This window comes from Pseudomonas sp. MT92, assembly GCF_058792515.1.
This window is the reverse complement of sequence record NZ_JBXAFA010000023.1, coordinates 1-22,572: the sequence shown is the minus strand read 5'-3', so window position 1 is coordinate 22,572 and position 22,572 is coordinate 1. Positions and strand designations below refer to the sequence as shown.

The 22,572-nt window shown below is 56.0% G+C and carries 21 protein-coding genes; 6 read left to right on the top strand and 15 right to left on the bottom strand.

Annotated elements, in window-relative coordinates:
• Positions 1-6: 6 nt before the first annotated feature.
• The 14 genes from AC1Q6D_RS30305 to rpmH all read right to left on the bottom strand — a co-directional run bounded on the left by AC1Q6D_RS30305 (position 7) and on the right by rpmH (position 11,629).
• On the bottom strand, positions 7-543 hold the full coding sequence (locus AC1Q6D_RS30305; protein WP_047535492.1) for a F0F1 ATP synthase subunit delta: 537 nt from the start codon (positions 541-543) through the stop codon (positions 7-9).
• A 12-nt stretch (positions 544-555) separates the two neighbouring features.
• The gene (locus AC1Q6D_RS30300) at positions 556-1,026 is read right to left on the bottom strand and encodes a F0F1 ATP synthase subunit B (RefSeq protein WP_047535495.1); all 471 of its coding nucleotides are present in this window, start codon (positions 1,024-1,026) and stop codon (positions 556-558) included.
• A 58-nt stretch (positions 1,027-1,084) separates the two neighbouring features.
• Positions 1,085-1,342, bottom strand: coding sequence for a F0F1 ATP synthase subunit C (atpE, locus tag AC1Q6D_RS30295; RefSeq protein ID WP_003097235.1), 258 nt, complete (start codon positions 1,340-1,342; stop codon positions 1,085-1,087).
• A gap of 133 nt (positions 1,343-1,475) precedes the next feature.
• Positions 1,476-2,345, bottom strand: coding sequence for a F0F1 ATP synthase subunit A (atpB, locus tag AC1Q6D_RS30290; RefSeq protein WP_007969902.1), 870 nt, complete (start codon positions 2,343-2,345; stop codon positions 1,476-1,478).
• A gap of 16 nt (positions 2,346-2,361) precedes the next feature.
• The gene (locus AC1Q6D_RS30285; protein ID WP_047535609.1) at positions 2,362-2,769 is read right to left on the bottom strand and encodes a F0F1 ATP synthase subunit I; all 408 of its coding nucleotides are present in this window, start codon (positions 2,767-2,769) and stop codon (positions 2,362-2,364) included.
• Positions 2,770-2,917: 148 nt separating this feature from the next.
• The gene (locus AC1Q6D_RS30280) at positions 2,918-3,790 is read right to left on the bottom strand and encodes a ParB/RepB/Spo0J family partition protein (RefSeq protein WP_047535612.1); all 873 of its coding nucleotides are present in this window, start codon (positions 3,788-3,790) and stop codon (positions 2,918-2,920) included.
• Between the two features lie 9 nt (positions 3,791-3,799).
• Positions 3,800-4,597, bottom strand: a complete 798-nt coding sequence (locus AC1Q6D_RS30275) for a ParA family protein (protein WP_047535615.1) — start codon at positions 4,595-4,597, stop codon at positions 3,800-3,802.
• Between the two features lie 18 nt (positions 4,598-4,615).
• Positions 4,616-5,260, bottom strand: coding sequence for a 16S rRNA (guanine(527)-N(7))-methyltransferase RsmG (gene rsmG, locus AC1Q6D_RS30270; RefSeq protein WP_103405967.1), 645 nt, complete (start codon positions 5,258-5,260; stop codon positions 4,616-4,618).
• Entirely contained in the window at positions 5,257-7,155 is a 1,899-nt protein-coding gene (gene mnmG, locus AC1Q6D_RS30265; RefSeq protein WP_103405968.1) for a tRNA uridine-5-carboxymethylaminomethyl(34) synthesis enzyme MnmG, read from the bottom strand. Before mnmG ends, rsmG begins: the two co-directional genes overlap by 4 nt.
• A 551-nt stretch (positions 7,156-7,706) precedes the next feature.
• Positions 7,707-9,077, bottom strand: a complete 1,371-nt coding sequence (gene mnmE, locus AC1Q6D_RS30260) for a tRNA uridine-5-carboxymethylaminomethyl(34) synthesis GTPase MnmE (protein ID WP_103405969.1) — start codon at positions 9,075-9,077, stop codon at positions 7,707-7,709.
• Between the two features lie 79 nt (positions 9,078-9,156).
• Positions 9,157-10,836, bottom strand: coding sequence for a membrane protein insertase YidC (gene yidC, locus AC1Q6D_RS30255; protein ID WP_090466256.1), 1,680 nt, complete (start codon positions 10,834-10,836; stop codon positions 9,157-9,159).
• Positions 10,837-10,838: 2 nt separating this feature from the next.
• Positions 10,839-11,084, bottom strand: coding sequence for a membrane protein insertion efficiency factor YidD (gene yidD / locus AC1Q6D_RS30250; protein ID WP_081997972.1), 246 nt, complete (start codon positions 11,082-11,084; stop codon positions 10,839-10,841).
• Positions 11,077-11,478, bottom strand: coding sequence for a ribonuclease P protein component (gene rnpA, locus AC1Q6D_RS30245; protein ID WP_027926203.1), 402 nt, complete (start codon positions 11,476-11,478; stop codon positions 11,077-11,079). Before rnpA ends, yidD begins: the two co-directional genes overlap by 8 nt.
• 16 nt (positions 11,479-11,494) lie before the next feature.
• Positions 11,495-11,629 (bottom strand): 50S ribosomal protein L34, encoded by a 135-nt coding sequence (rpmH, locus tag AC1Q6D_RS30240; protein WP_003213577.1) that lies wholly within the window; start codon positions 11,627-11,629, stop codon positions 11,495-11,497.
• Positions 11,630-12,196: 567 nt separating this feature from the next.
• On the opposite strand from rpmH, the gene dnaA reads away from it, so the two are divergent.
• From dnaA to gyrB, 4 genes are read left to right on the top strand one after another with little or no spacing between them, the layout of a single operon-like run.
• Complete coding sequence (dnaA, locus tag AC1Q6D_RS30235; protein ID WP_047535625.1) at positions 12,197-13,714, top strand: chromosomal replication initiator protein DnaA; 1,518 nt, start codon at positions 12,197-12,199, stop codon at positions 13,712-13,714.
• A 39-nt stretch (positions 13,715-13,753) separates the two neighbouring features.
• Positions 13,754-14,857, top strand: a complete 1,104-nt coding sequence (dnaN, locus tag AC1Q6D_RS30230) for a DNA polymerase III subunit beta (protein ID WP_047535626.1) — start codon at positions 13,754-13,756, stop codon at positions 14,855-14,857.
• Between the two features lie 20 nt (positions 14,858-14,877).
• Positions 14,878-15,981, top strand: a complete 1,104-nt coding sequence (gene recF / locus AC1Q6D_RS30225; RefSeq protein ID WP_103405970.1) for a DNA replication/repair protein RecF — start codon at positions 14,878-14,880, stop codon at positions 15,979-15,981.
• A 5-nt stretch (positions 15,982-15,986) separates the two neighbouring features.
• Complete coding sequence (gene gyrB, locus AC1Q6D_RS30220; protein ID WP_103405971.1) at positions 15,987-18,404, top strand: DNA topoisomerase (ATP-hydrolyzing) subunit B; 2,418 nt, start codon at positions 15,987-15,989, stop codon at positions 18,402-18,404.
• A gap of 659 nt (positions 18,405-19,063) precedes the next feature.
• Here gyrB and AC1Q6D_RS30215 read toward each other — a convergent pair.
• Positions 19,064-19,945 carry an EamA family transporter gene (locus AC1Q6D_RS30215; protein WP_103405973.1) on the bottom strand — a complete coding sequence of 294 codons (882 nt, stop codon included), beginning with the start codon at positions 19,943-19,945 and terminating at the stop codon, positions 19,064-19,066.
• A gap of 116 nt (positions 19,946-20,061) precedes the next feature.
• Here AC1Q6D_RS30215 and AC1Q6D_RS30210 point away from each other — a divergent pair, with 116 nt between their 5' ends.
• Both AC1Q6D_RS30210 and AC1Q6D_RS30205 read left to right on the top strand, forming a co-directional pair.
• Complete coding sequence (locus tag AC1Q6D_RS30210) at positions 20,062-20,889, top strand: AraC family transcriptional regulator (protein WP_103405974.1); 828 nt, start codon at positions 20,062-20,064, stop codon at positions 20,887-20,889.
• 902 nt (positions 20,890-21,791) lie between these two features.
• Complete coding sequence (locus AC1Q6D_RS30205; protein ID WP_103405976.1) at positions 21,792-22,352, top strand: hypothetical protein; 561 nt, start codon at positions 21,792-21,794, stop codon at positions 22,350-22,352.
• Positions 22,353-22,572 lie beyond the last annotated feature (220 nt).

The window sequence follows — 22,572 nt, the reverse complement described above, 5'->3', positions numbered from 1 at the left end:
TCAAACTCAAGATTTCAATGCTTCGGCCAGTTTCGCGATTTTGCCGCGAATCGAGCCATCGATAACCAGGTCGCCGGCGCGGATGACAACACCCCCAATAAGGGATGAATCTTCCTCGACTTGCAGGCGCACTTCCCGGTTGAGTCGTGCACTGAGAACCTTGGCGAGTTTGTCTTGCTGTTCTTGGTTCAATGCAAAAGCACTGGTCACTTCTACGTCTACCGATTTCTCCTGCTCGGCCTTGTACAGGTCGAACAGGTTGGCGATCTCCGGCAGAAGCAGGAGACGGTCGTTTTCGGCAACGACGTGGATGAAATTCTGTGCCTTGGCATCGAACTTGTCGCCGCACACGTCAATGAACGTGGCGGCCTTTTCTGCGCTCGTCAGTCGCGGGGCCTTGAGCACGCGCTGCATGGTGTCGTTTTGCGACACCGCTGCTGCCAGGCCGAGCATGGCTGACCAATTGGCCAGTTGCTGGTGGGCCTGAGCGTGCTCGAAGGCCGCCTTAGCGTAAGGTCGGGCCAACGTGGTCAGTTCTGCCATGATCGCCCTCGCTTAGATTTCAGCAGCCAGTTGGTTAACCAGCTCTGCGTGCGCGTTTTGATCGATTGTGGCACCCAGGATCTTCGCGGCACCGCCAACGGCCAGGCTACCCACTTGGGCGCGCAGCGCGTCTTTGACGCTATTCAGCTCCTGTTCGATCTCGGCCTGAGCCTGAGCCTTCACACGGTCAGCTTCGACGCGAGCCTGTTCACGGGCTTCGTCGACGATCTGAGTACCGCGCTTCTTGGCTTGCTCGATGATTTCAGCTGCCTGAGCTTTCGCTTCGCGCAGTTGTTGACCCGCTTTCTCTTGGGCCAACTCCAGGTCGCGAGCTGCTCGGCTGGCAGCGTCCAGTCCATCCGCGATCTTCTTTTGACGTTCGTGCAGTGCCGTGATGACCGGAGGCCATACGAACTTCATGCAGAACAGTACAAAAATCAGGAACGCAACGGACTGGCCAATCAGGGTCGCATTAATGTTCACGCCAACACCTCGCAGTTACGTTGTCCATCACACCAAATTACTCGGAAGATCCGAGTAATTAGCCAGCGATCTGACCAACGAACGGGTTCGCAAAGGTGAAGAACAGAGCGATACCAACACCGATCATGGTTACGGCGTCGAGCAGACCGGCAACGATGAACATTTTAACTTGCAGCATTGGAACCATTTCTGGCTGACGCGCTGCGCCTTCCAGGAACTTGCCGCCCAGCAGGCCGAAACCAATTGCGGTACCCAGTGCGCCCAGGCCGATCAACAGTGCAACAGCGATAGCGGTTAGACCAACTACAGTTTCCATCTTTCCTCCCGACTTTTACGTCGTATGGTTTAGGTTTTTTAGATTAAAGCGGTAAAACAAATCGTTTCAGATGCCCCGTGAGGAGCACCCTCCCGTTTGACCGGGAGGGACATCAGACTAGTCGAGACTGGTCTTAATGGTTTTCTTCGTGCGCCATCGACAGGTAAACGATGGTCAGCATCATGAAGATGAACGCCTGCAGGGTGATGATCAGAATGTGGAACACGGCCCACGCCCACTGCAGAACTACGCCCAGGCCACTGAGCCAGAGCAGACCGCTGCCGAACATCACGGCGATCAGAATGAAGACCAGCTCGCCGGCGTACATGTTGCCGAACAGACGCAGAGCCAGGGAGATCGGTTTTGCGATCAGGGTCACGAACTCCAGCAGGAAGTTCACCGGGATCAGCAGGGCCTGAACGAAGATGTTCTTGCTGCCGAACGGGTGCAGGGTCAGCTCGCCGATGAAGCCGCCGAGGCCCTTGACCTTGATGCTATAGAAAATGATCAGTGCGAAAACCGAGAACGCCATACCCAGAGTTGCGTTCGGGTCGGTGGTCGACACGGCGCGGAACGGGATGTGGTGGTCGCCGGAGATCAGGATGGCCAACTGAGGAATCCAGTCGACCGGTACCAGGTCGACGGCGTTCATCAGAAACACCCAGACGAAGATGGTCAGTGCCAGCGGCGCAATCACCGGGCTACGGCCATGGAAGCTGTCTTTCACGCTGCCATCGACGAATTCGACCAATACTTCAACGAAGTTTTGCAAAGCCCCTGGCTGACCGGAAGTCGCCTTCTTGGCCGCCATGCGGAAAAGAAGAACGAAAATCAGACCCAGTGCGACCGACCAGCCGAGAGTATCGACGTGGAAAGCCCAGAAGCCCATTTCCTTGGCTTCTGCTGCGGTGTGGGCAAAGCCCCAGCCGCCGGTAGGGTGCTGACCGAAAGTCAGGTTCTGCAAGTGGTGCTGGATATAGCCCGAAGCGGTTGTTTCTGCCATGGTTGCCTCAAACGCCCTAAGGTCTCGAAAGTCTTGTTCTCATCAGCAGGGGCGCGAACCAGCTGACCAGTTGGGTCAACACGAAGACGCCGAATACAGCTAGCGGCGCCAATGGCTTCACACCTGCAAACGTCAATGCAAAGAGCACTGCCGTCAAAATCAGTTTGCCCGCCTCGCCGGCATAAAAAGACCGGACGATGGCTTGAGCTGCTCGGGCGCCGGAAAACCGAAATGCCCTGTGAGCGAAATAAACATTGGGCAGCAAGGCTATCAGGCCTCCGCAAAGTCCCGAGTACCCGGCAACGACTCCATACCATTGCCAGAGCGCCAAAGCAGCAATGAGCAAAATGACAAATTGAGCCATTAACACCGGAAAAACTGCCAATCGATGGAACGGCAAGCGGTTTGGCGTGCGGGTTTCCATCACTATTGCTCTCCAATGGTCGGCTGCCGAAATGCAACAACTTGGCATAATTTGTGCCGACAAAATGCGCGCAGAGTATAGGGGCGGTTCAGCACCTATTCAACTATCAGGTAGTGATTTCCGACTGCGCGCTACATGAGGAAATGTTTCAGCGAATATGAGCGAGTACACCTTGTAGCTCATCCAGGGAGTTGTAGCCAATTACCAACTGCCCTTTCCCCTTCTTACCGTGGCGAATCTGCACCGCAGAGCCTAGGCGCTCGGCCAGACGCTGCTCCAGACGAGCGATATCCGGGTCCGGTTTTACCGGTTCAACAGGCTCCGGTTTACCACTCAACCACTGGCGAACCAGTGCCTCAGTTTGGCGCACAGTCAGCCCGCGTGCGACAACATGTCGCGCCCCTTCAACCTGTTGATTGTCCGGCAAACCGAGCAAAGCGCGTGCATGCCCCATTTCCAGATCACCGTGAGACAACATCGTCTTGATGACTTCCGGCAAAGAAATCAGGCGCAACAAATTGGCCACCGTCACTCGGGATTTGCCCACAGCTTCGGCCACTTGTTGCTGGGTCAGCTGGAATTCCTGCTGCAAACGCTGCAGGGCTACCGCTTCCTCGATCGGATTGAGGTCTTCGCGCTGGATGTTCTCGATCAGCGCAATGGCGATCGCGGTTTCGTCCGGTACATCGCGGACCATTGCCGGGATCGTTTCCTGACCGGCCTGCTGGCTGGCTCGCCAACGGCGTTCACCGGCGATGATTTCGAAGCGCCCCCCCCCGATCGGGCGCACCACGATCGGTTGCATGACGCCCTGGGCCTTGATCGACTGCGCCAGCTCTTCGAGCGCCTGTGCATCCATGTCGCGGCGAGGCTGATACTTGCCACGCTGGAGCAGATCCAGCGGCAGATGTTGCAGCTCGCGTTGATCGGCTTGTATCGCTTGTTCTTCCAGCGCGCTGACAGTCGGACCACTCAGCAGTGCATCCAGTCCACGTCCGAGACCTCGTTTCTTGACGGCCATGGGGATTCCTTAAGTTGGCTGGGCAGCGGCGATGCGTGAGTTTTTGCGTTGACGACGAACCATTTCGCCCGCCAGAGCCAGGTAGGCAACGGCGCCACGCGATGATTTGTCATACGCCAGCGCCGGCATGCCGTAGCTTGGGGCTTCGGCCAGACGGATATTGCGTGGAATGACGGTCTCGTAAAGCTGATCACCGAAGTGTTCCTTGAGCTGTGCCGATACATCGTTCATCAGGCTCAGGCGCGGGTCGTACATCGTGCGCAGCAGTCCTTCGACCTTGAGATCGGGGTTCAGCAACTCGGCGATACGCTTGATGTTATCCACAAGGTCGCTCAACCCTTCCAGCGCGAAGTACTCGCACTGCATGGGGATAATGACCCCATCGGCCGCGACAAGTGCGTTCAGCGTCAGCATCGACAGCGACGGCGGGCAGTCGATCAAGATGTAATCGTAGTTTTCGCGGATCGGCGCCAACGCACTGCGCAGGCGGCTTTCCTTCATCTGCATTTCCAGCAGAACCACTTCGGCGGCGGTCAGGTCGCGGTTGGCCGGCAACAACTGGTAACCACCGTGTTCGGAGAAATGCATGGCCTGGGCCAGGTCGCATTCACCAATCAACAGGTCGTAGACCGAGTTTTCCAGACCGTGTTTATCCACACCGCTTCCCATGGTGGCGTTGCCCTGTGGATCGAGATCGATCAGCAATACCCGGCGCTTTGTCGCGACCAGAGATGCTGCGAGGTTGATGCAGGTGGTGGTCTTGCCCACACCACCCTTTTGGTTCGCTATCGCGAATACCTTAGCCATTCTTGCTTGTGTTCCCAATCATGCCGTGCGGCGCAGTATCAGCAGATGGCGTTGGCCTTGGCAACCGGGTACGGCCAGGGCGTGTTCGCTATCGAGGTGGAAGTCTGCCGGCAATGCTACCAGCTCATCGGCGGGATGAACGCCCTTCATTGCCAGCCAACGTGTTTCGGTGTCGCCGAGGTGGCGAGTCCAGTTTGCGAAGTTCTCCATGCTGCTGAACGCCCGGGAAATGATCCCGTTGAATGGCTGTGCAGGCTGGAAGGCTTCGACACGACTGTGGATAACTTGCAGGTTATCCAGTTTGAGCTCGAGTTTGACCTGGGTCAGGAAGCGGGTTTTCTTGCCATTGCTGTCCAGGCAGGTCACTTGGGACTCTGGAAACAGGATCGCCAATGGAATGCCCGGCATACCGCCGCCACTGCCCACATCGAGCCAGCGACCGTTTTCGATGAACGACATCACGCTCAGACTATCGAGCAAGTGCCGGGACACCATTTCGTCCGGATCGCGCACGGCGGTCAGGTTGTAAGCCTTGTTCCATTTGATCAACAGGGCCAGATATCCCAGCAGCTGCGCGTGCTGGGTTTCAGTCAGAGCGACACCAAGCTGGCGAGCACCTGTGGATAACTCTTCTGCATGTTGCGAGGTGACCAACGAACTCAAGCGCTTTGCTCCAACTGACGGCCCGCGCCGCGTTTTTTCAAATGAATCATCAACAGCGAAATGGCTGCCGGCGTGACGCCCGGAATACGCGAGGCCTGACCCAAGGTTTCAGGGCGGGTCGCGCCGAGCTTGCTCTGGATTTCTTTGGAGAGACCGGAAATGTTCGTGTAATCGATATCCACAGGCAATTTGGTGTCTTCACTGGCCCGCAGACGAGCGATTTCATCCTGTTGGCGATCAATGTAACCGGCGTACTTGGTCTTGATTTCGACCTGTTCGGCGACCTGTGGATCTTCTGCACCCCCACCGGTCACGGCGATCAGACCGGCGTAGTCGATTTCCGGACGGCTCAAGAGGTTCAGCAAGTTGTATTCGTGGGTCAGCGGAGTGCCGAATTTTTCCGCAATCGCATCACCTTGCTCGGTACCCGGACGTACCCAGGTGCTTTTCAGGCGCTGCTCTTCCAGTTCGATGCTTTCGCGTTTTTTACAGAAGGCCGCCCAGCGCTCGTCATCCACCAGACCCAGTTCGCGACCTTTTTCGGTCAAGCGCAGGTCGGCGTTGTCTTCGCGCAGGATCAAACGGTATTCGGCACGAGAAGTGAACATCCGATACGGTTCTTGAGTACCGAGAGTAATCAGGTCATCGACCAGCACACCGATGTAGGCCTCATCGCGACGCGGGCACCAGGCATCTTTTCCTTGCGCACGCAGTGCTGCGTTGGTTCCGGCCAGCAAGCCCTGGGCGCCGGCCTCTTCGTAACCGGTGGTGCCATTGATCTGTCCAGCAAAGAACAGACCGCCGATCACCTTGGTCTCCAGGCTGTATTTCAGGTCCCGCGGATCGAAGTAGTCGTACTCGATGGCGTAGCCCGGACGCACGATATGCGCGTTTTCCATCCCACGGATCGATTGCACGATCTGCAACTGCACATCGAACGGCAAGGATGTGGATATCCCGTTCGGGTACAGCTCGTTGGTGGTCAAGCCTTCCGGTTCGATGAAGACCTGATGGCTTTGCTTGTCGGCAAAACGATGGATCTTGTCTTCGATCGACGGGCAGTAACGCGGGCCGATGCCTTCGATTTCACCCGCAGCGGAATACATGGGCGAACGGTCGAGGTTCGCAGCGATGATTTCGTGGGTGCGCGCGTTGGTGTGGGTAATCCAGCAACTGACCTGTTGTGGGTGCTGCTCTTTGGAGCCCATGAACGACATCACTGGAATCGGCGTATCGCCGGCCTGCTCGGTCATCACCGAGAAATCCACAGACCTGGCGTCGATACGCGGCGGCGTTCCGGTTTTCAGGCGACCGACACGCAGCGGCAACTCACGCAGGCGTTGAGCCAGGGCGATCGACGGCGGATCACCGGCTCGACCGCCGGAAAAATTTTGCAACCCTATGTGGATAAGTCCACCGAGGAAGGTACCGGTGGTCAACACCACGGAATCGGCGAGGAAACGCAGACCCATTTGCGTGACAACACCGCGCACTTGCTCCTGCTCGACGATCAGATCGTCCGCAGCCTGTTGAAATATCCACAGGTTCGGCTGGTTTTCCAGGATTTCGCGCACTGCCGCCTTGTACAGAACCCGATCCGCCTGAGCGCGGGTTGCGCGCACCGCCGGGCCTTTGCGGCTGTTCAACACGCGAAACTGGATGCCGCCTTTATCGGTAGCCATGGCCATCGCGCCGCCGAGGGCGTCGATTTCCTTGACCAGGTGACTTTTGCCAATACCGCCAATAGCGGGGTTGCAGCTCATGGCACCGAGGGTTTCCACGTTATGCGTCAGCAACAGGGTTTTGACCCCCATGCGTGCTGAGGCCAGTGCTGCCTCGGTACCGGCATGACCGCCGCCGATGACGATCACTTCAAAACGGGAAGGGAAATCCACCACGCACCTCGTGCCTGCTTAAGTAGGTAATTCAGGAATAGTTTGAGCTCAGGTTTTCGGACCTGGTCGACAAGTATAGGGACTTCGTCCTTCCTAAAGAACCCTTTGCACAAAATTTAACCAGCTGTGGAGAAGTCGGAGTTATAGAAATTAAAAAGAGAGAAATTTATTAAATCTTTGTTTTTATGTTTATTTCTACTGACCGACCTTTCTGTGGATAGATTGATACAGGCCTTTATTTTCAATGTGTACAAAGATTCAAAACCCTGTGGTCATGTGCCAAGGAGGCCCTTGGATAACCGGTGTAAGCCTGTGGATTAAAGTGATGGTTATCCACAGAGGCGGTTATCTTCAGTTTTGAGGCCCTGTTATCAACTGCCCTTAGCGGCGGTTATTCACAGGGCTTAATCCACAGAAAACTGCGGATTGAAGGAATCCAGGGCGCAGAAAATCCGCCTGAGCAGAAAGAATTCCGCTCGGCATAGCAGGCTGGTGTGAAAAAGAGAGGGAACAGACAGGCACGAATGGCCTGTCTGTGGACAACGAGGTGGCTATTTACCGATGCAGAAGCTGGAGAAGATCCGGCCCAACAAGTCATCGGAGCTGAAGGCGCCAGTGATTTCGCCCAAAAATTGCTGAGCCAGGCGCAAATCTTCGGCGAGCAATTCCCCAGCGCCCGCCAATGTCAGTTGAGCGCGACCGTGCTCGAGGGAAGCACTGGCATGTCGCAATGCTTCGAGATGTCGCCGGCGTGCGCTGAAGCTGCTTTCCGAAGTCTGTTCGTAACCCATGCAGGCTTTGAGGTGATCACGCAGCAGCTCCAGTCCTGCGCCGGCGGACTTGGCGCTCAAACTGATGGTGACATGGCCATCGTCACTGATATCCAGGGCGATCGTTTCACCCGTGAGATCAGCCTTGTTGCGGATCAGCGTGACCTTGGCCGGATCGGGGCGGGTCTCGAGGAATTCCGGCCACAATGCAAAGGGATCAATAGCCTCCGGGGCCGTTGCATCGACGACCAGAAGCACGCGATCAGCCTCGCCAATGGCTTTCAATGCCCGCTCTACCCCAATCTTTTCCACATGATCGTCGGTGTCACGCAGTCCCGCGGTATCGACTACATGCAGGGGCATGCCATCGATGTGGATATGTTCGCGCAGGACATCACGAGTAGTGCCGGCAATTTCGGTGACGATTGCCGCTTCACGACCCGCTAGGGCATTGAGCAGGCTGGATTTGCCGGCATTCGGTCGACCGGCAATCACGACCGTCATGCCGTCACGCAACAATGCGCCCTGCCCGGCTTCGCGCATCACGGTGGATAACTCGTCACGAACTTTGTCGAGCATGCTTAGCACGTGGCCATCGGCTAGGAAGTCGATTTCCTCTTCCGGGAAGTCGATCGCGGCTTCGACATAAATCCGCAAGCCGATCAGTTGTTCGGTGAGGTTATGTACACGTGCCGAAAACGCACCCTGCAGGGAACGCAGAGCATTTCGCGCCGCCTGAGCCGAACTGGCTTCGATCAAGTCAGCAATGGCTTCGGCCTGGGCCAGGTCGAGTTTGTCGTTCAGGAAAGCGCGCTCACTGAATTCACCCGGCCGCGCGAGGCGACAGCCCATCTCCAGGCAGCGCTTGAGCAGCATATCCAGAACAATAGGACCGCCATGTCCCTGCAGTTCCAGGACATCTTCGCCAGTGAACGAGTTGGGTCCTGGGAAATACAGCGCGATGCCTTGATCCAGCACCTCGTCATTGGCGCCGAGGAACGGCCCGTAATGAGCAAATCTTGGCTTGAGCTCACGACCACTGAAGGCCTTGGCTGCAGCGTTGGCCAACGGCCCGGAAATGCGGACAATGCCAACGCCTCCGCGACCTTGGGCGGTGGCGACGGCGGCGATGGTTTCACGAGGAGCGCTCATAAACCGGTATCCAGACAAAAGTGACAGATAGCAAAACGCCCCACTAGGGGGCGTCTTGAGTGGTTATCCACAGTGTAAGTCAGGCAGCCGCTTTGGTAGCTGCTTCGATCTTACGAGTGATGTACCACTGTTGGGCGATGGACAGGCAGTTGTTCACTACCCAGTACAGCACCAGACCAGCCGGGAACCACAGGAAGAAGAAGGTGAAGATGATTGGCATCAGCTTCATCACTTTGGCCTGCATCGGATCCGGAGGAGTCGGGTTCAACTGCTGCTGGATGAACATGGTTGCACCCATGATGATCGGCAGAATGAAGAACGGGTCCTTGATCGACAGGTCAGTAATCCACAGCATGAACGGCGCTTGGCGCATTTCAACGCTTTCCAGCAGAACCCAGTACAGGGAAAGGAAAACCGGCATCTGCACGAGGATTGGCAAGCAACCACCCAGCGGATTGATCTTCTCTTTTTTGTACAGCTCCATCATGGCTTGCGACATTTTCTGCCGGTCGTCGCCATGTTGTTCCTTCAGCGCGGCCAGTTTCGGAGCCACTGCACGCATACGCGCCATGGATTTGTAGCTGGCGGCCGACAACGGGAAGAAAATCCCTTTGATCAGCATGGTCAGGAAGATGATCGACCAGCCCCAGTTACCCACAATGGCGTGGATATGTTGCAGCAGCCAGAAGATCGGTTGGGCGATGAACCACAGGATGCCGTAGTCAACGGTCAGTTCCAGACCTGGGGACAACTGCTTCAGCACAGCCTGGCTTTTCGGACCGGCGTACAGAACAGCGCTGGTTTCAGCCTTGGCACCTGGCGCAACGGTCAAGGACGGACCGGTGAAACCAATGATGTAGTTGCCTTTGCTGTCTTTACGGGTCTGGACGACGTTGTTTTCGCCCTTGGCCGGAATCCAGGCAGTCACAAAGTAGTGTTGCAGCCAGGCTACCCAACCGCCGGTCACGTTTTCTTTGAGTTGCCCTTTGTCCATGTCCTTCATGGACACTTTCTTGTACGGCTCGGAACTTGTCCACAGGGCGGCGCCCAGGTAAGTCGCAGTGCCGGTGGCGGTGCTGGATGACGGATCGGAGCTGGCATCACGCTTCAGTTGCGCGAACATTGCACCGGACCAAGGCTGAGTGCTCTCGTTGTCGATCAGGTAGGAAACGGTTACGTCATACAGGCCGCGTTTCAGGGTGAAACGCTTGATGTAGTTGACGCCATCCTTGCTGAACTTCAGGTCCACGACCAATTGGTCCTGACCGTCAGCCAGTTGATAGATCTTCTTCTCCGAGGAGTAAACCGGACGACCGGCAGGACTTGCGTCCGGGCCGTTGCTGCCGATCAAGCCACTCTGAGCCAGATAAGTCCGCTCGTTGCCGTTATCGAACAACTGGAATGGAATTTCCGGATGGTCCTGGCGACGTGGATACAGCGGCAACTTCAGTTGGGCGACATCACCACCTTGTGGATCGATGGCCAGATCGAGCACATCCGTTTTGATCTGGATGAGGTCGGTGCTCGCCGCTACCGGAGTTTCGGCAGGTGCGCTGGTATCGTTTGCGGCGTGCGGAATGTCGTCACTGACGGACGCTTTATTGCCAGTTGCCGTATCCGGGAGGCCCGGTGCGGAAGTACTGGAAGCAACATTCTGAGTCGGCAGGGCAGCCTGGCCATAGTCCTGGTTCCATTTAAGAACCATAACGTAGGACACGATTGCCAGGGCGACGATCAGGATCGTGCGTTTGATATCCATGATTACTCGGCCATCGAAGAAGAACGGGAGGTAGGGATAGGTGGAACCGGGTCATAACCACCGGGAGTCCACGGATGACAGCGACCTAAACGACGAAAGGTCAGCCAGCCACCGCGCAGAAGGCCATGATTTTCAATGGCTTCTAACGCGTAGCAGGAACAACTGGGGTAGAAACGACAGTGATTGGCCATCAGGGGACTAATGGCATAGCGATAAAACTGGATCGGAACGAGTGCCAGTTTACGCATCTGGACTGTCTACCCCTACAGTTTCGGTTTTGACTGCTGGTACCGGCGTGCTGCGTGCCAGTCGTTTCCAGAGCTTTCCGAAATGCTGAATCAATTCGGGGTTTTCTACGTCACCCAAACCTTTGCGCGCGACGATAACAATGTCCCAACCGACCAGTGAATCCTGGTGCAGGCGAAACGATTCGCGCATCAGACGTTTGAGGCGATTGCGCTCGACGGAGAGCTTTACGCTCTTTTTCCCGATAACCAGCCCAAGACGGGGGTGATCAAGATCGTTGTTGCGCGCAAGGAGCAGGAGATTTTTCCCCGGAACCTTGCCGGTAGGGGAGTCAAAGACTGCCTTGAAATGCCGGGGAGTAAGCAGACGCTTTTCCCGACTGAAGTCCTGACTCACCTCCAGTGCCGGATTATCAAACGGCCAGACGCGCACGACCTTTGGCGCGACGACGCGACAGGACGGCACGACCGTTCTTGGTAGCCATGCGAGCACGGAAACCGTGGGTACGAGCGCGTTTGATAGTGCTTGGTTGGAAAGTACGTTTCATTGTCGTGTTACCTGGTTCGTCCACAACGGGCCGGAATGGCCCCCGTTTTAAGAGACCGGGGATTCTAGAGAAAGCAAGCCTCTAGGTCAATTTCCAACCAACGTTTCCTTATAAATAGATCTCCGGACGTTTTGCGGAGCGACCGCCCTTAGCCAAACATAAAATTAAAGAAGGAAAGTATTTAAAGCTTTTCTGTAAAGCTTATAAAAGCTAGGGCCACGGCCATCTGTGGATAACTGGCTTCAGCCCTTTTAACACCTGATGTACAGAGAATGACAACTACAGTGGAAAACCGTGTTCAGCCTGTGCTGCACTGTCGGATAACCTGTGTGCGAAAGGGCGTCTTATCCACAGGCAGGTTATCCACCGAGTTTCCGCCCCAGTTGTGCAATGAGCTCAGACCCGGTTATCCACAGACCTTATGCACAGACCATTGGTCGTCTTTTTTGCGTATAAAGCGTTGATTCTTCTTGGCCGGTGATCAAGCTTCATGTGGATAAGTCAGCGTCTGGTCGCTACAATGGCCGCTTGTTTTTGCCTCACCGGCTTTCAACTTAGGGGATATCCGTGTCAGTGGAACTTTGGCAGCAGTGCGTGGAGCTATTGCGCGATGAGCTGCCTGCCCAACAATTCAACACTTGGATCCGTCCACTACAGGTCGAAGCCGAAGGCGACGAGTTGCGTGTCTATGCGCCCAATCGTTTCGTGCTGGACTGGGTCAACGAAAAATACCTGGGCCGCGTCCTGGAGTTGCTGGACGAGCATGGCAATGGCATGGCGCCAGCGCTTTCCTTATTAATAGGCAGCAAACGCAGCTCGGCACCGCGTGCCGCGCCGAATGCTCCGCTGGCGGCTGCAGCATCCCAGGCTCAGGCTGCGGCTGCACCGGTCAGCACACCACCGCCGGCATTGGCACCGACCAAGCGTGCGACGCAAAAAGTCGCCGAAGTTACTGAAGAAGAGCCTTCGCGCGACAGCTTCGATCCGATGGCGGGCGCCAGCTCCCAGCAGGCACCGGTTCGTTCCGAACAACGCACCGTGCAGGTCGAAGGCGCGCTCAAGCACACCAGCTACCTGAACCGTACCTTCACCTTCGAGAACTTCGTTGAGGGCAAGTCCAACCAACTGGCCCGGGCCGCGGCCTGGCAAGTGGCGGACAACCCCAAGCATGGTTACAACCCGCTCTTCCTTTATGGCGGTGTCGGTTTGGGTAAAACCCACTTGATGCACGCTGTGGGTAACCATCTATTAAAGAAGAACCCGAACGCCAAGGTTGTGTACCTGCATTCCGAGCGCTTCGTGGCTGACATGGTCAAGGCCCTGCAACTGAACGCGATCAACGAGTTCAAGCGCTTCTACCGGTCGGTGGATGCATTGCTGATTGACGATATTCAGTTCTTCGCCCGCAAGGAGCGTTCCCAGGAAGAGTTTTTCCACACCTTCAACGCTCTGCTTGAAGGTGGCCAGCAGGTCATTCTCACCAGTGACCGCTACCCTAAAGAAATTGAAGGCCTTGAAGAGCGCCTCAAATCCCGCTTCGGCTGGGGCCTGACGGTAGCCGTCGAGCCGCCGGAGCTGGAAACCCGTGTGGCGATCCTGATGAAGAAGGCCGACCAGGCCAAAGTCGAACTGCCCCACGATGCGGCGTTCTTCATTGCCCAGCGCATTCGCTCCAACGTCCGGGAACTGGAAGGCGCACTCAAACGCGTGATTGCCCACTCTCACTTCATGGGCCGCGACATCACCATCGAGTTGATTCGCGAATCCCTCAAGGACTTGTTGGCGCTGCAAGATAAACTGGTCTCTGTGGATAACATTCAGCGCACGGTCGCCGAGTACTACAAGATCAAGATCTCCGACTTGCTGTCCAAACGCCGTTCGCGTTCGGTCGCCCGTCCACGCCAGGTCGCCATGGCGTTGTCCAAGGAACTGACCAACCACAGCCTGCCGGAAATTGGCGATGTGTTTGGCGGTCGCGATCACACGACGGTTTTGCACGCCTGCCGCAAGATCAACGAACTTAAGGAATCCGACGCGGACATCCGCGAGGACTACAAGAACCTGCTGCGTACACTGACCACTTGATGAACACCAGCGCAGCTTATTAAGGCAAGGGACTAGACCATGCATTTCACCATTCAACGCGAAGCCCTGTTGAAACCCCTGCAACTGGTCGCAGGCGTCGTCGAGCGCCGCCAGACCTTGCCGGTGCTCTCCAACGTGCTGCTGGTTGTCGAAGGCCAGCAACTGTCGCTGACCGGTACCGACCTGGAAGTCGAGCTGGTCGGTCGTGTTCAACTCGAAGAGCCTGCCGAACCAGGTTCCATCACCGTGCCTGCGCGCAAACTGATGGATATCTGCAAAAGCCTGCCGAACGACGCGCTGATCGACATCAAGCTCGACGAGCAGAAGCTGGTGGTAAAGGCCGGTCGTAGCCGCTTCACCCTGTCGACCCTGCCGGCCAACGATTTCCCGACGGTCGAAGAAGGTCCGGGTTCGCTGACCTGCAGCCTGGAGCAAAGCAAATTGCGTCGCCTCATCGAGCGCACCAGTTTCGCCATGGCCCAGCAGGACGTTCGTTACTACCTCAACGGTATGCTGCTGGAAGTCTCTGCCGGTGTCATTCGCGCTGTCGCCACCGACGGTCACCGTCTGGCCATGTGCTCGATGCAGGCCGACATAGGTCAGCCGGATCGCCATCAGGTCATCGTGCCGCGTAAAGGTATCCTTGAACTTGCCCGACTGCTGACTGAACCGGACGGCATCGTCAGTATTGTCTTGGGGCAGCACCACATTCGAGCCACCACCGGCGAGTTCACCTTCACCTCGAAACTGGTCGACGGTAAATTCCCGGATTACGAACGCGTTCTACCCAAAGGCGGCGACAAGCTGGTACTCGGTGACCGCCAGGCGCTCCGCGAAGCGTTCAGCCGCACCGCGATTCTGTCCAATGAGAAGTACCGCGGTATCCGCCTGCAACTGGCGAATGGTCAGTTGAAGATCCAGGCTAACAACCCGGAACAGGAAGAGGCGGAAGAAGAAGTCGGCGTTGAATATAACGGTGGCTCCCTCGAGATCGGCTTTAACGTCAGCTACTTGCTCGATGTGCTGGGCGTAATGACTACCGAGCAGGTTCGTCTGATCTTGTCCGACTCCAACAGCAGTGCGCTGGTGCAAGAGTCCGACAACGACGATTCGGCCTACGTTGTCATGCCGATGCGTCTGTAATCATGCTCAGCAGAAGCTAGATGTCCTTAAGTCGCGTCTCGGTCACCGCGGTGCGCAATCTGCACCCGGTGACCTTCTCCCCCTCCCCCCGAATCAATATTCTTTACGGCGCCAACGGCAGCGGCAAAACCAGTGTTCTGGAAGCCATACACCTGCTGGGGCTTGCCCGTTCGTTTCGCAGCACCCGCCTCTTACCGGTCATTCAGTATGAGCAATTGGCGTGCACGGTGTTCGGGCAGGTCGAGCTGGCCGAGGGTGGGCATAGTGCGTTGGGCATTTCGCGCGACCGCCAAGGGGAGTTTCAGATCCGCATCGATGGGCAGAACGCTCGTAGCGCAGCTCAGCTCGCGGAAATCCTGCCATTGCAGTTGATCAACCCTGACAGCTTTCGCTTGCTGGAAGGCGCGCCGAAGATTCGTCGACAGTTTCTCGACTGGGGCGTGTTCCACGTGGAACCCCGTTTCATGTCCACCTGGCAGCGCTTGCAGAAGGCCCTGCGCCAGAGAAACTCTTGGCTGCGGCATGGTACACTTGACGCCGTTTCGCAAGCGGTTTGGGACAGGGAGCTGTGCCAGGCCAGCGCTGAAATTGATGAATACCGCCGCGCTTACATCAAAGCCTTGAAACCAGTCTTTGAACAGACCTTGAGCGAACTGGTTGAGCTCGAGGGCTTAACGCTCAGCTATTACCGGGGTTGGGACAAGGACCGTGAGTTGAGCGCTGTGCTCGCCGGGTCCCTTCAGCGGGATCAGCAAATAGGGCATACCCAGGCCGGACCACAACGCGCTGATTTGCGCCTCAGATTGGGCGCTCATAATGCCGCGGATATATTGTCCCGCGGCCAGCAGAAGTTGGTGGTCTGTGCATTGCGGATTGCCCAGGGGCACCTGGTCAGCCAGGCCCGTCGCGGTCAGTGTATTTATCTGGTGGATGACTTGCCGTCCGAGCTGGACGAGCAGCACCGCCGCGCGCTTTGCCGCTTGCTGGAAGACTTACGCTGCCAGGTGTTTATCACCTGTGTAGATCACGAATTATTGAGGGAAGGCTGGCAGACGGAAACGCCAGTCGCTCTGTTCCACGTGGAACAGGGCCGTATCACCCAGACCCTCGACCATCGGGAGTGAAGGCATTGAGCGAAGAAAATACGTACGACTCAACGAGCATTAAAGTGCTGAAAGGCCTGGATGCCGTACGCAAACGTCCCGGTATGTACATTGGTGACACCGACGATGGCAGCGGTCTGCACCACATGGTGTTCGAGGTGGTCGATAACTCGATCGACGAAGCGCTGGCCGGCCACTGCGACGACATCAGTATCATCATCCACCCGGATGAATCCATCACCGTTCGCGACAACGGCCGTGGCATCCCGGTAGACGTGCACAAAGAAGAAGGTGTTTCGGCAGCCGAGGTCATCATGACCGTTCTGCACGCCGGCGGTAAGTTCGATGACAACTCCTACAAGGTATCCGGCGGTCTGCACGGTGTAGGTGTGTCGGTTGTGAATGCGTTGTCCGAACAGTTGGTCCTGACCGTACGCCGCAGCGGCAAGATCTGGGAACAGACTTACGTTCATGGTGTTCCGCAGGAGCCGATGAAGATTGTCGGTGACAGTGAAACCACCGGTACCCAGATTCACTTCAAGGCTTCTAGCGAAACCTTCAAGAACATTCACTTCAGCTGGGACATCCTGGCCAAGCGGATTCGTGAACTGTCCTTCCTCAACTCCGGTGTCGGCATCGTCCTCAAGGATGAGCGTAGCGGCAAGGAAGAACTGTTCAAGTACGAAGGCGGTCTGCGTGCGTTCGTTGAATACCTGAACACCAACAAGACTCCGGTCAACCAGGTGTTCCACTTCAACATCCAGCGTGAAGACGGCATCGGCGTGGAAATCGCCCTGCAGTGGAACGACAGCTTCAACGAGAACCTGTTGTGCTTCACCAATAACATTCCACAGCGCGATGGCGGTACTCACCTGGTGGGTTTCCGTTCCGCACTGACGCGTAACCTGAACACCTACATTGAAGCCGAAGGCCTCGCGAAGAAGCATAAAGTTGCCACCACTGGCGACGATGCCCGTGAAGGCCTGACGGCGATCATTTCGGTGAAGGTGCCGGATCCGAAGTTCAGCTCCCAGACCAAAGACAAGCTGGTGTCTTCCGAAGTGAAGACCGCGGTTGAACAGGAAATGGGCAAGTACTTCTCCGACTTCCTGCTGGAAAACCCGAACGAAGCCAAGCTCGTGGTCGGCAAGATGATCGACGCCGCCCGTGCCCGTGAAGCGGCGCGCAAGGCTCGTGAGATGACCCGTCGTAAAGGTGCGCTGGATATCGCCGGGCTGCCGGGCAAACTGGCTGACTGCCAGGAAAAAGACCCTGCCCTGTCTGAGCTGTACCTCGTGGAAGGTGACTCTGCTGGCGGCTCCGCCAAGCAAGGTCGTAACCGCAAGACTCAGGCCATTCTGCCCCTCAAGGGCAAGATCCTGAACGTCGAGAAGGCGCGTTTCGACAAGATGATCTCTTCCCAGGAAGTGGGCACCTTGATCACTGCGCTGGGTTGCGGCATCGGTCGCGACGAGTACAACATCGAAAAGCTGCGCTATCACAACATCATCATCATGACCGATGCTGACGTCGACGGTTCGCACATCCGTACCTTGCTGCTGACCTTCTTCTTCCGTCAGTTGCCGGAGCTGATTGAGCGTGGCTACATCTATATCGCTCAGCCGCCGCTGTACAAGGTCAAGAAAGGCAAGCAGGAGCAATACATCAAAGACGACGACGCCATGGAAGAGTACATGACGCAGTCGGCCCTGGAGGATGCGAGCCTGCACTTGAACGAGGAAGCACCGGGTATCTCCGGCGAAGCCCTTGAGCGTCTGGTGAATGACTTCCGCCTGGTGATGAAGACCCTCAAGCGTCTTTCGCGTCTGTACCCACAGGAACTGACCGAGCACTTCATCTACCTGCCGGCCGTCAGCCTGGAGCAGCTGTCCGATCACGCAGCGATGCAGGATTGGCTGGCTCAGTACGAGGTGCGTTTGCGCACCGTCGAGAAGTCCGGCCTGGTCTACAAGGCCAGCCTGCGTGAAGACCGTGAGCGTAACGTCTGGCTGCCAGAGGTCGAGTTGATCTCCCACGGCCTGTCGAACTACGTCACCTTCAACCGCGACTTCTTCGGCAGCAATGACTACAAAACCGTCGTTTCCCTGGGGGCCCAACTAAGCACCTTGCTGGACGATGGCGCGTACATCCAGCGTGGCGAGCGCAAGAAGCAGGTCACCGAGTTCAAGGAAGCCCTTGAGTGGCTGATGGCCGAAAGTACCAAGCGCCACACCATCCAGCGATACAAAGGGTTGGGCGAGATGAACCCGGATCAGCTGTGGGAAACCACTATGGACCCAAGTTCGCGCCGTATGCTCAAGGTCACCATCGAAGACGCCATTGGTGCAGATCAGATCTTCAACACCCTGATGGGTGATGCGGTCGAACCTCGCCGTGACTTCATCGAAAGCAACGCCTTGGCGGTTTCCAACCTGGACTTCTGATTCAGTGTAGGATCACAAATTTGTTGATCGTTTTAACAAATAGTTGATCAGACGCTCCTCTGACAAGGAAGCGACAAAAAAGGCCAATTCATTGTATTGGCCTTTTTTATGCGCTCGAAATTCGGTATTTGCCTTCTGCAAGGCAAGGTGCTGGGACCAACACGCTTAGGGAGTGTCCGAGGAAGGCGCCTATATCAGGGCCGTTGTGCCGGGATTTTGTTTGGCGGGAACCTGATGGGTGAACTTCTTCCACAAATGGATTCGGGTAGCTGCAATGTCGATATCGAGCAAGTCACGTCCGCTTAAAAACAAGCGGACACCATTGTTACGCTGGACTTCGGAAGGTGTGTTCCCGGAACGCTTACCGAGCAAGGCCATCGTTTGCTGAGTATTCGGGTGGGGCAATGAATTCCAGCAGCCTGGGTCAAAATCTCATCAGCGCCAACACCAAGGTGTTTATTGCGCTGAACAGGTAGTGTCAGGGTGAAGCCAGACATTCACTGGTGTTCACATCTACGACCCCATCGATTCAACGGCGATCTGGCGCCAGTTCAGGCAGAGAAAGGCGCTCAGGGTGGCAATGAGGATTGGAAGTGGGATGGCTTTAATCTTGAAGATGGGCGGTCGTACCACATCAACTTCGTCGCATGTATCGCGTGTCAGAGGCCACGATGGCGTACCAGCAAGAGACGTCCTGGCCTTGAACCAACGGCAAGCGCAAAAAGAATCAATGCGATGGAGGCCCAGCCTGAGACGCTGGGGCGTTGGTCGAGTATGAGAATGGAGCTGATGATGCCAAACACGGGAATCAGCAGCGACAGCGGCGCCACCCGCGATGCAGGGTACTCACGCAATAGCAGGTTCCATCCCCAGTAGCAGAAGAGCGTCGCGCCGTAGGCCTGGAAAGCTAGTGAAAATGTCGTAACCGCATTCAAATGCGAAGGCAAGGCTATAAATGGAGCCGAGCCATGCAACAGCCAAGTCATTAGAAATAGCGGAATTGGTGGAAACAAGCTGGCCCACACCACGAAGGCGAAAATCTGATGCACCTTTGATATTTTGATCACGACATTGCCAACGCTCCATGCCACAGCGCTAACGATCACTAATGCAAAACCGATCATGGTGGCCTCACCGGGACTGCCCTGCAGGATTCCAACCAGCCCTATCGCAGCCAGCACGATGCCGAACAATTGAGGCATTGATAAGCTCTCACGGAACAACAGCACACCCCAACCGAGCGTGAAGAATGCACTGAACTGGATCAGCAGCGAGGCACTACCGGGCGGCACACCCAATGCGATACCCAGGTTAATCAAGGCCCACATCGCTACGCCGAAGATCAATCCATAGGCCGCAAGCCAGCGGAAGGCAACTTGCGGACGCTTCACGAAAAACACACAGGGTAAGGCGGCTAGCGTGAAGCGAATCGCAGTCAACAGCAGGGGGTCAATATCGGTAAGACCGAGTTTTGTAATGGGGAAGTTCAATCCCCAAACGGCCGTCACCAAGACGGCAAGCAACAAGTGTTTTTTCTGCATGGTTCGCGTGTCTTTCCCTAAATAGTGAGTTTTAAATGCCCTGCACCTCTGGGAATATGCAAGAAATCGGAATGGCCCGCTTTCTGGCGAGGGCCAAATATCATTAAAATTAGGCCATGCAAACAACAGCGCTAGATCCCTACCAAAACATACCGCGCGATGCTGTCGTGACCGCAAACGACTATGCAGACGGTGAGCTGTTCCCGTCGCACATCCATCAGCGTGGACAATTCGCTTATGCCGCACGCGGCGTCATCACTATATTCACCGACGAAGGCAGCTGGGTCGTTCCGCCCCTGCGCGGCATATGGGTACCGTCCCAGCGACCTCACGCTATGCAAATGCGTGGCCCTGTCACGATGCTCAACACCTATATCCGCAAACAGGCTGCGCAGCGCCTGGGACTACCGGCTCATTGCCAGGTTTTCGATGTATCGCCGCTACTGCGGCAATTATTGGAGAAGGCCATCGATATACCCGTGCGCTATGACAAAAATGGACGCGATGGCTATCTGATGGGTTTGTTGCTGCACGAGATTGCCGGGATGCCTGCGCTATCGCTCAGTGCGCCCTTACCGACTGAACCTCGTCTTGCTCGAGTGTGCCGCGATTTCTTGGCCCACCCTTCACTGGAGATCGGCATCGACGACATGGCGCAGCGCACCGGAATGAGCCGCCGCACCTTTACCCGCCACTTTCGACTACAAGCCGGCATCAGCTATATCGAATGGAGACAACAAGCCTGCTTGCTCGCGGCTGTTGTTAGACTTGGAAACGGCCAGTCAGTTACGCAGGTCGCAATAGAGTTGGGGTATAGCAGTTCAAGTGCATTCGCAACGGTATTCAAGCGTGTACTGGGTGAAGTACCCAGTCGATATGCCTTAGAACAAAAGGTGTTGGAGTCCAAATTCGACCAGAAATGCAGCGCACCACCATTACCTTAGTGCTGGAATCTGGAAGGTGTGGCCCTCGCCAATCTGCACTTCCCTTCCCGTGCATCCCCTTATCAAGAGAATGACGCTGATCTTCGCGGCGTCGAACCAGGCCTGATCGTACTGGAAAGCGTATGGTTTCGAGTAGTCAGCAACTGCGACCTCTCTCAACTCTTGTATCGGGCTCGCAGTATTCGGACGTACCTTTTTTGTTGTAGGCAGAATGGCATGAACGGTTGGACAGTTGAGGCTGAAGGTGAGAACGTTTCTACTCGGACGCATCTATTCTGTGAGGCGAGTAGGCTTTTCTCATTTATTTTGTGAATCTCAACCGACGGTTTCACAAAAAAGATGATTTTCTGCCAGCGTTTGCTGGGGCTCCCAAATCGTCTATTTTGTGACCCTACATTGTAGGTGGTCAAAGTTAATTGCTTCGGTCGAAGTTAAGCGACTTGGCCAAAGTCCCTGACGTCAAGTTAGGACAGAAAACCCTCCTCTATTTGAGTCGGTAAACTGCTGCGATTTGGCGCTCGTGGTGCGCCTACCTTATTCAAATGGAATTCTTTGCCCGCCCTTACAGCCCTGCTCAACACCTACCTGTGCAACGAGCGATCGGATCTCCTGCTATCGCTAGACGGGATTAGAGGTTGCTTCCATATGGTTGCGACATAAGATGACGCGCTCCTGCGCCAGAATGACGCTACATTCGGTACAGGAAATGCCTCCTGTCCATACGTCGTCGTTCGGCCAGTTCTACCACCCTCCGCGCATCATGGCCACACTCCTCCGATACGTGTGCGCTGTCACTGAAATGGGTGTTCATGCTGATGCTCGATCTCGGCGGACACTGAAACTTCATTCAACGACATCATTTCAACGACGATGAAATCGCTGCAGAGCTTGGCCTGCAGGAGTTGGTCGATGCAGACGATTTCAGCCCGGCGCTGGCCTTCGACCTGACGTTCCTCTTAGTAGGTTACCCGGACAGGCTGCAGGCGAATGTACAGGCGCTCGGCCAGTTGATCGGGTTGGATGCCGTCGAGCAGCGCAAACTGGCTTTCTGCGCACTGTTGCAAACCGATCCCTGCCTCAACGATGCCTCAGACCAACTCGGCGCGCTCGGTTTCAACCGAACATTGAGGGTACTGTCCACACTTATCGACATCCCTCAAGAGGATCTTCTTCCCTACCTGGCCAATGAGGCGTGGTTAGCTCGTGCCGGACTGCTCGGGGCTTCGCTCTATGAAATTGCCTGTACTGACAGCGACGGCGACCCAGTCAGCGCCCATCAGCGTCTGTGTGCCCTGCGTTCGGCAATGAGTGCATTGCAGTCGCAGAAGACAGTAAGACGAAACCGGCCTGCACAACATCGCCTCAGCATCGTCGGCGACCACCACGGCCATCGGGTATTCGCCAAATCCGTCAGCCCACATCTGGTGCCAGTGTGCACGGCCAGCTCGCTGGGAGAATTATAGGTGGGGGGGGGTTGACAGCATATTTTAATACTGTACTATTTGCCTCCCGCTAACGAGCAACCTGAAGTTGCTTGAAGCTTAAGTAATTGATTTTATTAATAAAATCAGTGGCTTTTAAGGGTGTTGTCTTAGGGGCGCTGTTAAATGCGCGCCTCGGTTGAGACGAAAGATCTTAACCAACCGCTCTTTAACAACTGAATCAAGCAATTCGTGTGGGTGC

What these genes read in the sequence shown, in the direction of transcription:
- AC1Q6D_RS30305 (WP_047535492.1), bottom strand. Translation starts at nt 543, where the DNA reads ATGGCAGAACTGACCACGTTGGCCCGACCTTACGCTAAGGCGGCCTTC.
- atpE (WP_003097235.1), bottom strand. Translation starts at nt 1,342, where the DNA reads ATGGAAACTGTAGTTGGTCTAACCGCTATCGCTGTTGCACTGTTGATC.
- atpB (WP_007969902.1), bottom strand. Translation starts at nt 2,345, where the DNA reads ATGGCAGAAACAACCGCTTCGGGCTATATCCAGCACCACTTGCAGAAC.
- AC1Q6D_RS30285 (WP_047535609.1), bottom strand. Translation starts at nt 2,769, where the DNA reads ATGGAAACCCGCACGCCAAACCGCTTGCCGTTCCATCGATTGGCAGTT.
- AC1Q6D_RS30280 (WP_047535612.1), bottom strand. Translation starts at nt 3,790, where the DNA reads ATGGCCGTCAAGAAACGAGGTCTCGGACGTGGACTGGATGCACTGCTG.
- AC1Q6D_RS30275 (WP_047535615.1), bottom strand. Translation starts at nt 4,597, where the DNA reads ATGGCTAAGGTATTCGCGATAGCGAACCAAAAGGGTGGTGTGGGCAAG.
- mnmE (WP_103405969.1), bottom strand. Translation starts at nt 9,077, where the DNA reads ATGAGCGCTCCTCGTGAAACCATCGCCGCCGTCGCCACCGCCCAAGGT.
- yidC (WP_090466256.1), bottom strand. Translation starts at nt 10,836, where the DNA reads ATGGATATCAAACGCACGATCCTGATCGTCGCCCTGGCAATCGTGTCC.
- yidD (WP_081997972.1), bottom strand. Translation starts at nt 11,084, where the DNA reads ATGCGTAAACTGGCACTCGTTCCGATCCAGTTTTATCGCTATGCCATT.
- rpmH (WP_003213577.1), bottom strand. Translation starts at nt 11,629, where the DNA reads ATGAAACGTACTTTCCAACCAAGCACTATCAAACGCGCTCGTACCCAC.
- dnaN (WP_047535626.1), top strand. Translation starts at nt 13,754, where the DNA reads ATGCATTTCACCATTCAACGCGAAGCCCTGTTGAAACCCCTGCAACTG.
- recF (WP_103405970.1), top strand. Translation starts at nt 14,878, where the DNA reads ATGTCCTTAAGTCGCGTCTCGGTCACCGCGGTGCGCAATCTGCACCCG.
- AC1Q6D_RS30215 (WP_103405973.1), bottom strand. Translation starts at nt 19,945, where the DNA reads ATGCAGAAAAAACACTTGTTGCTTGCCGTCTTGGTGACGGCCGTTTGG.
- AC1Q6D_RS30210 (WP_103405974.1), top strand. Translation starts at nt 20,062, where the DNA reads ATGCAAACAACAGCGCTAGATCCCTACCAAAACATACCGCGCGATGCT.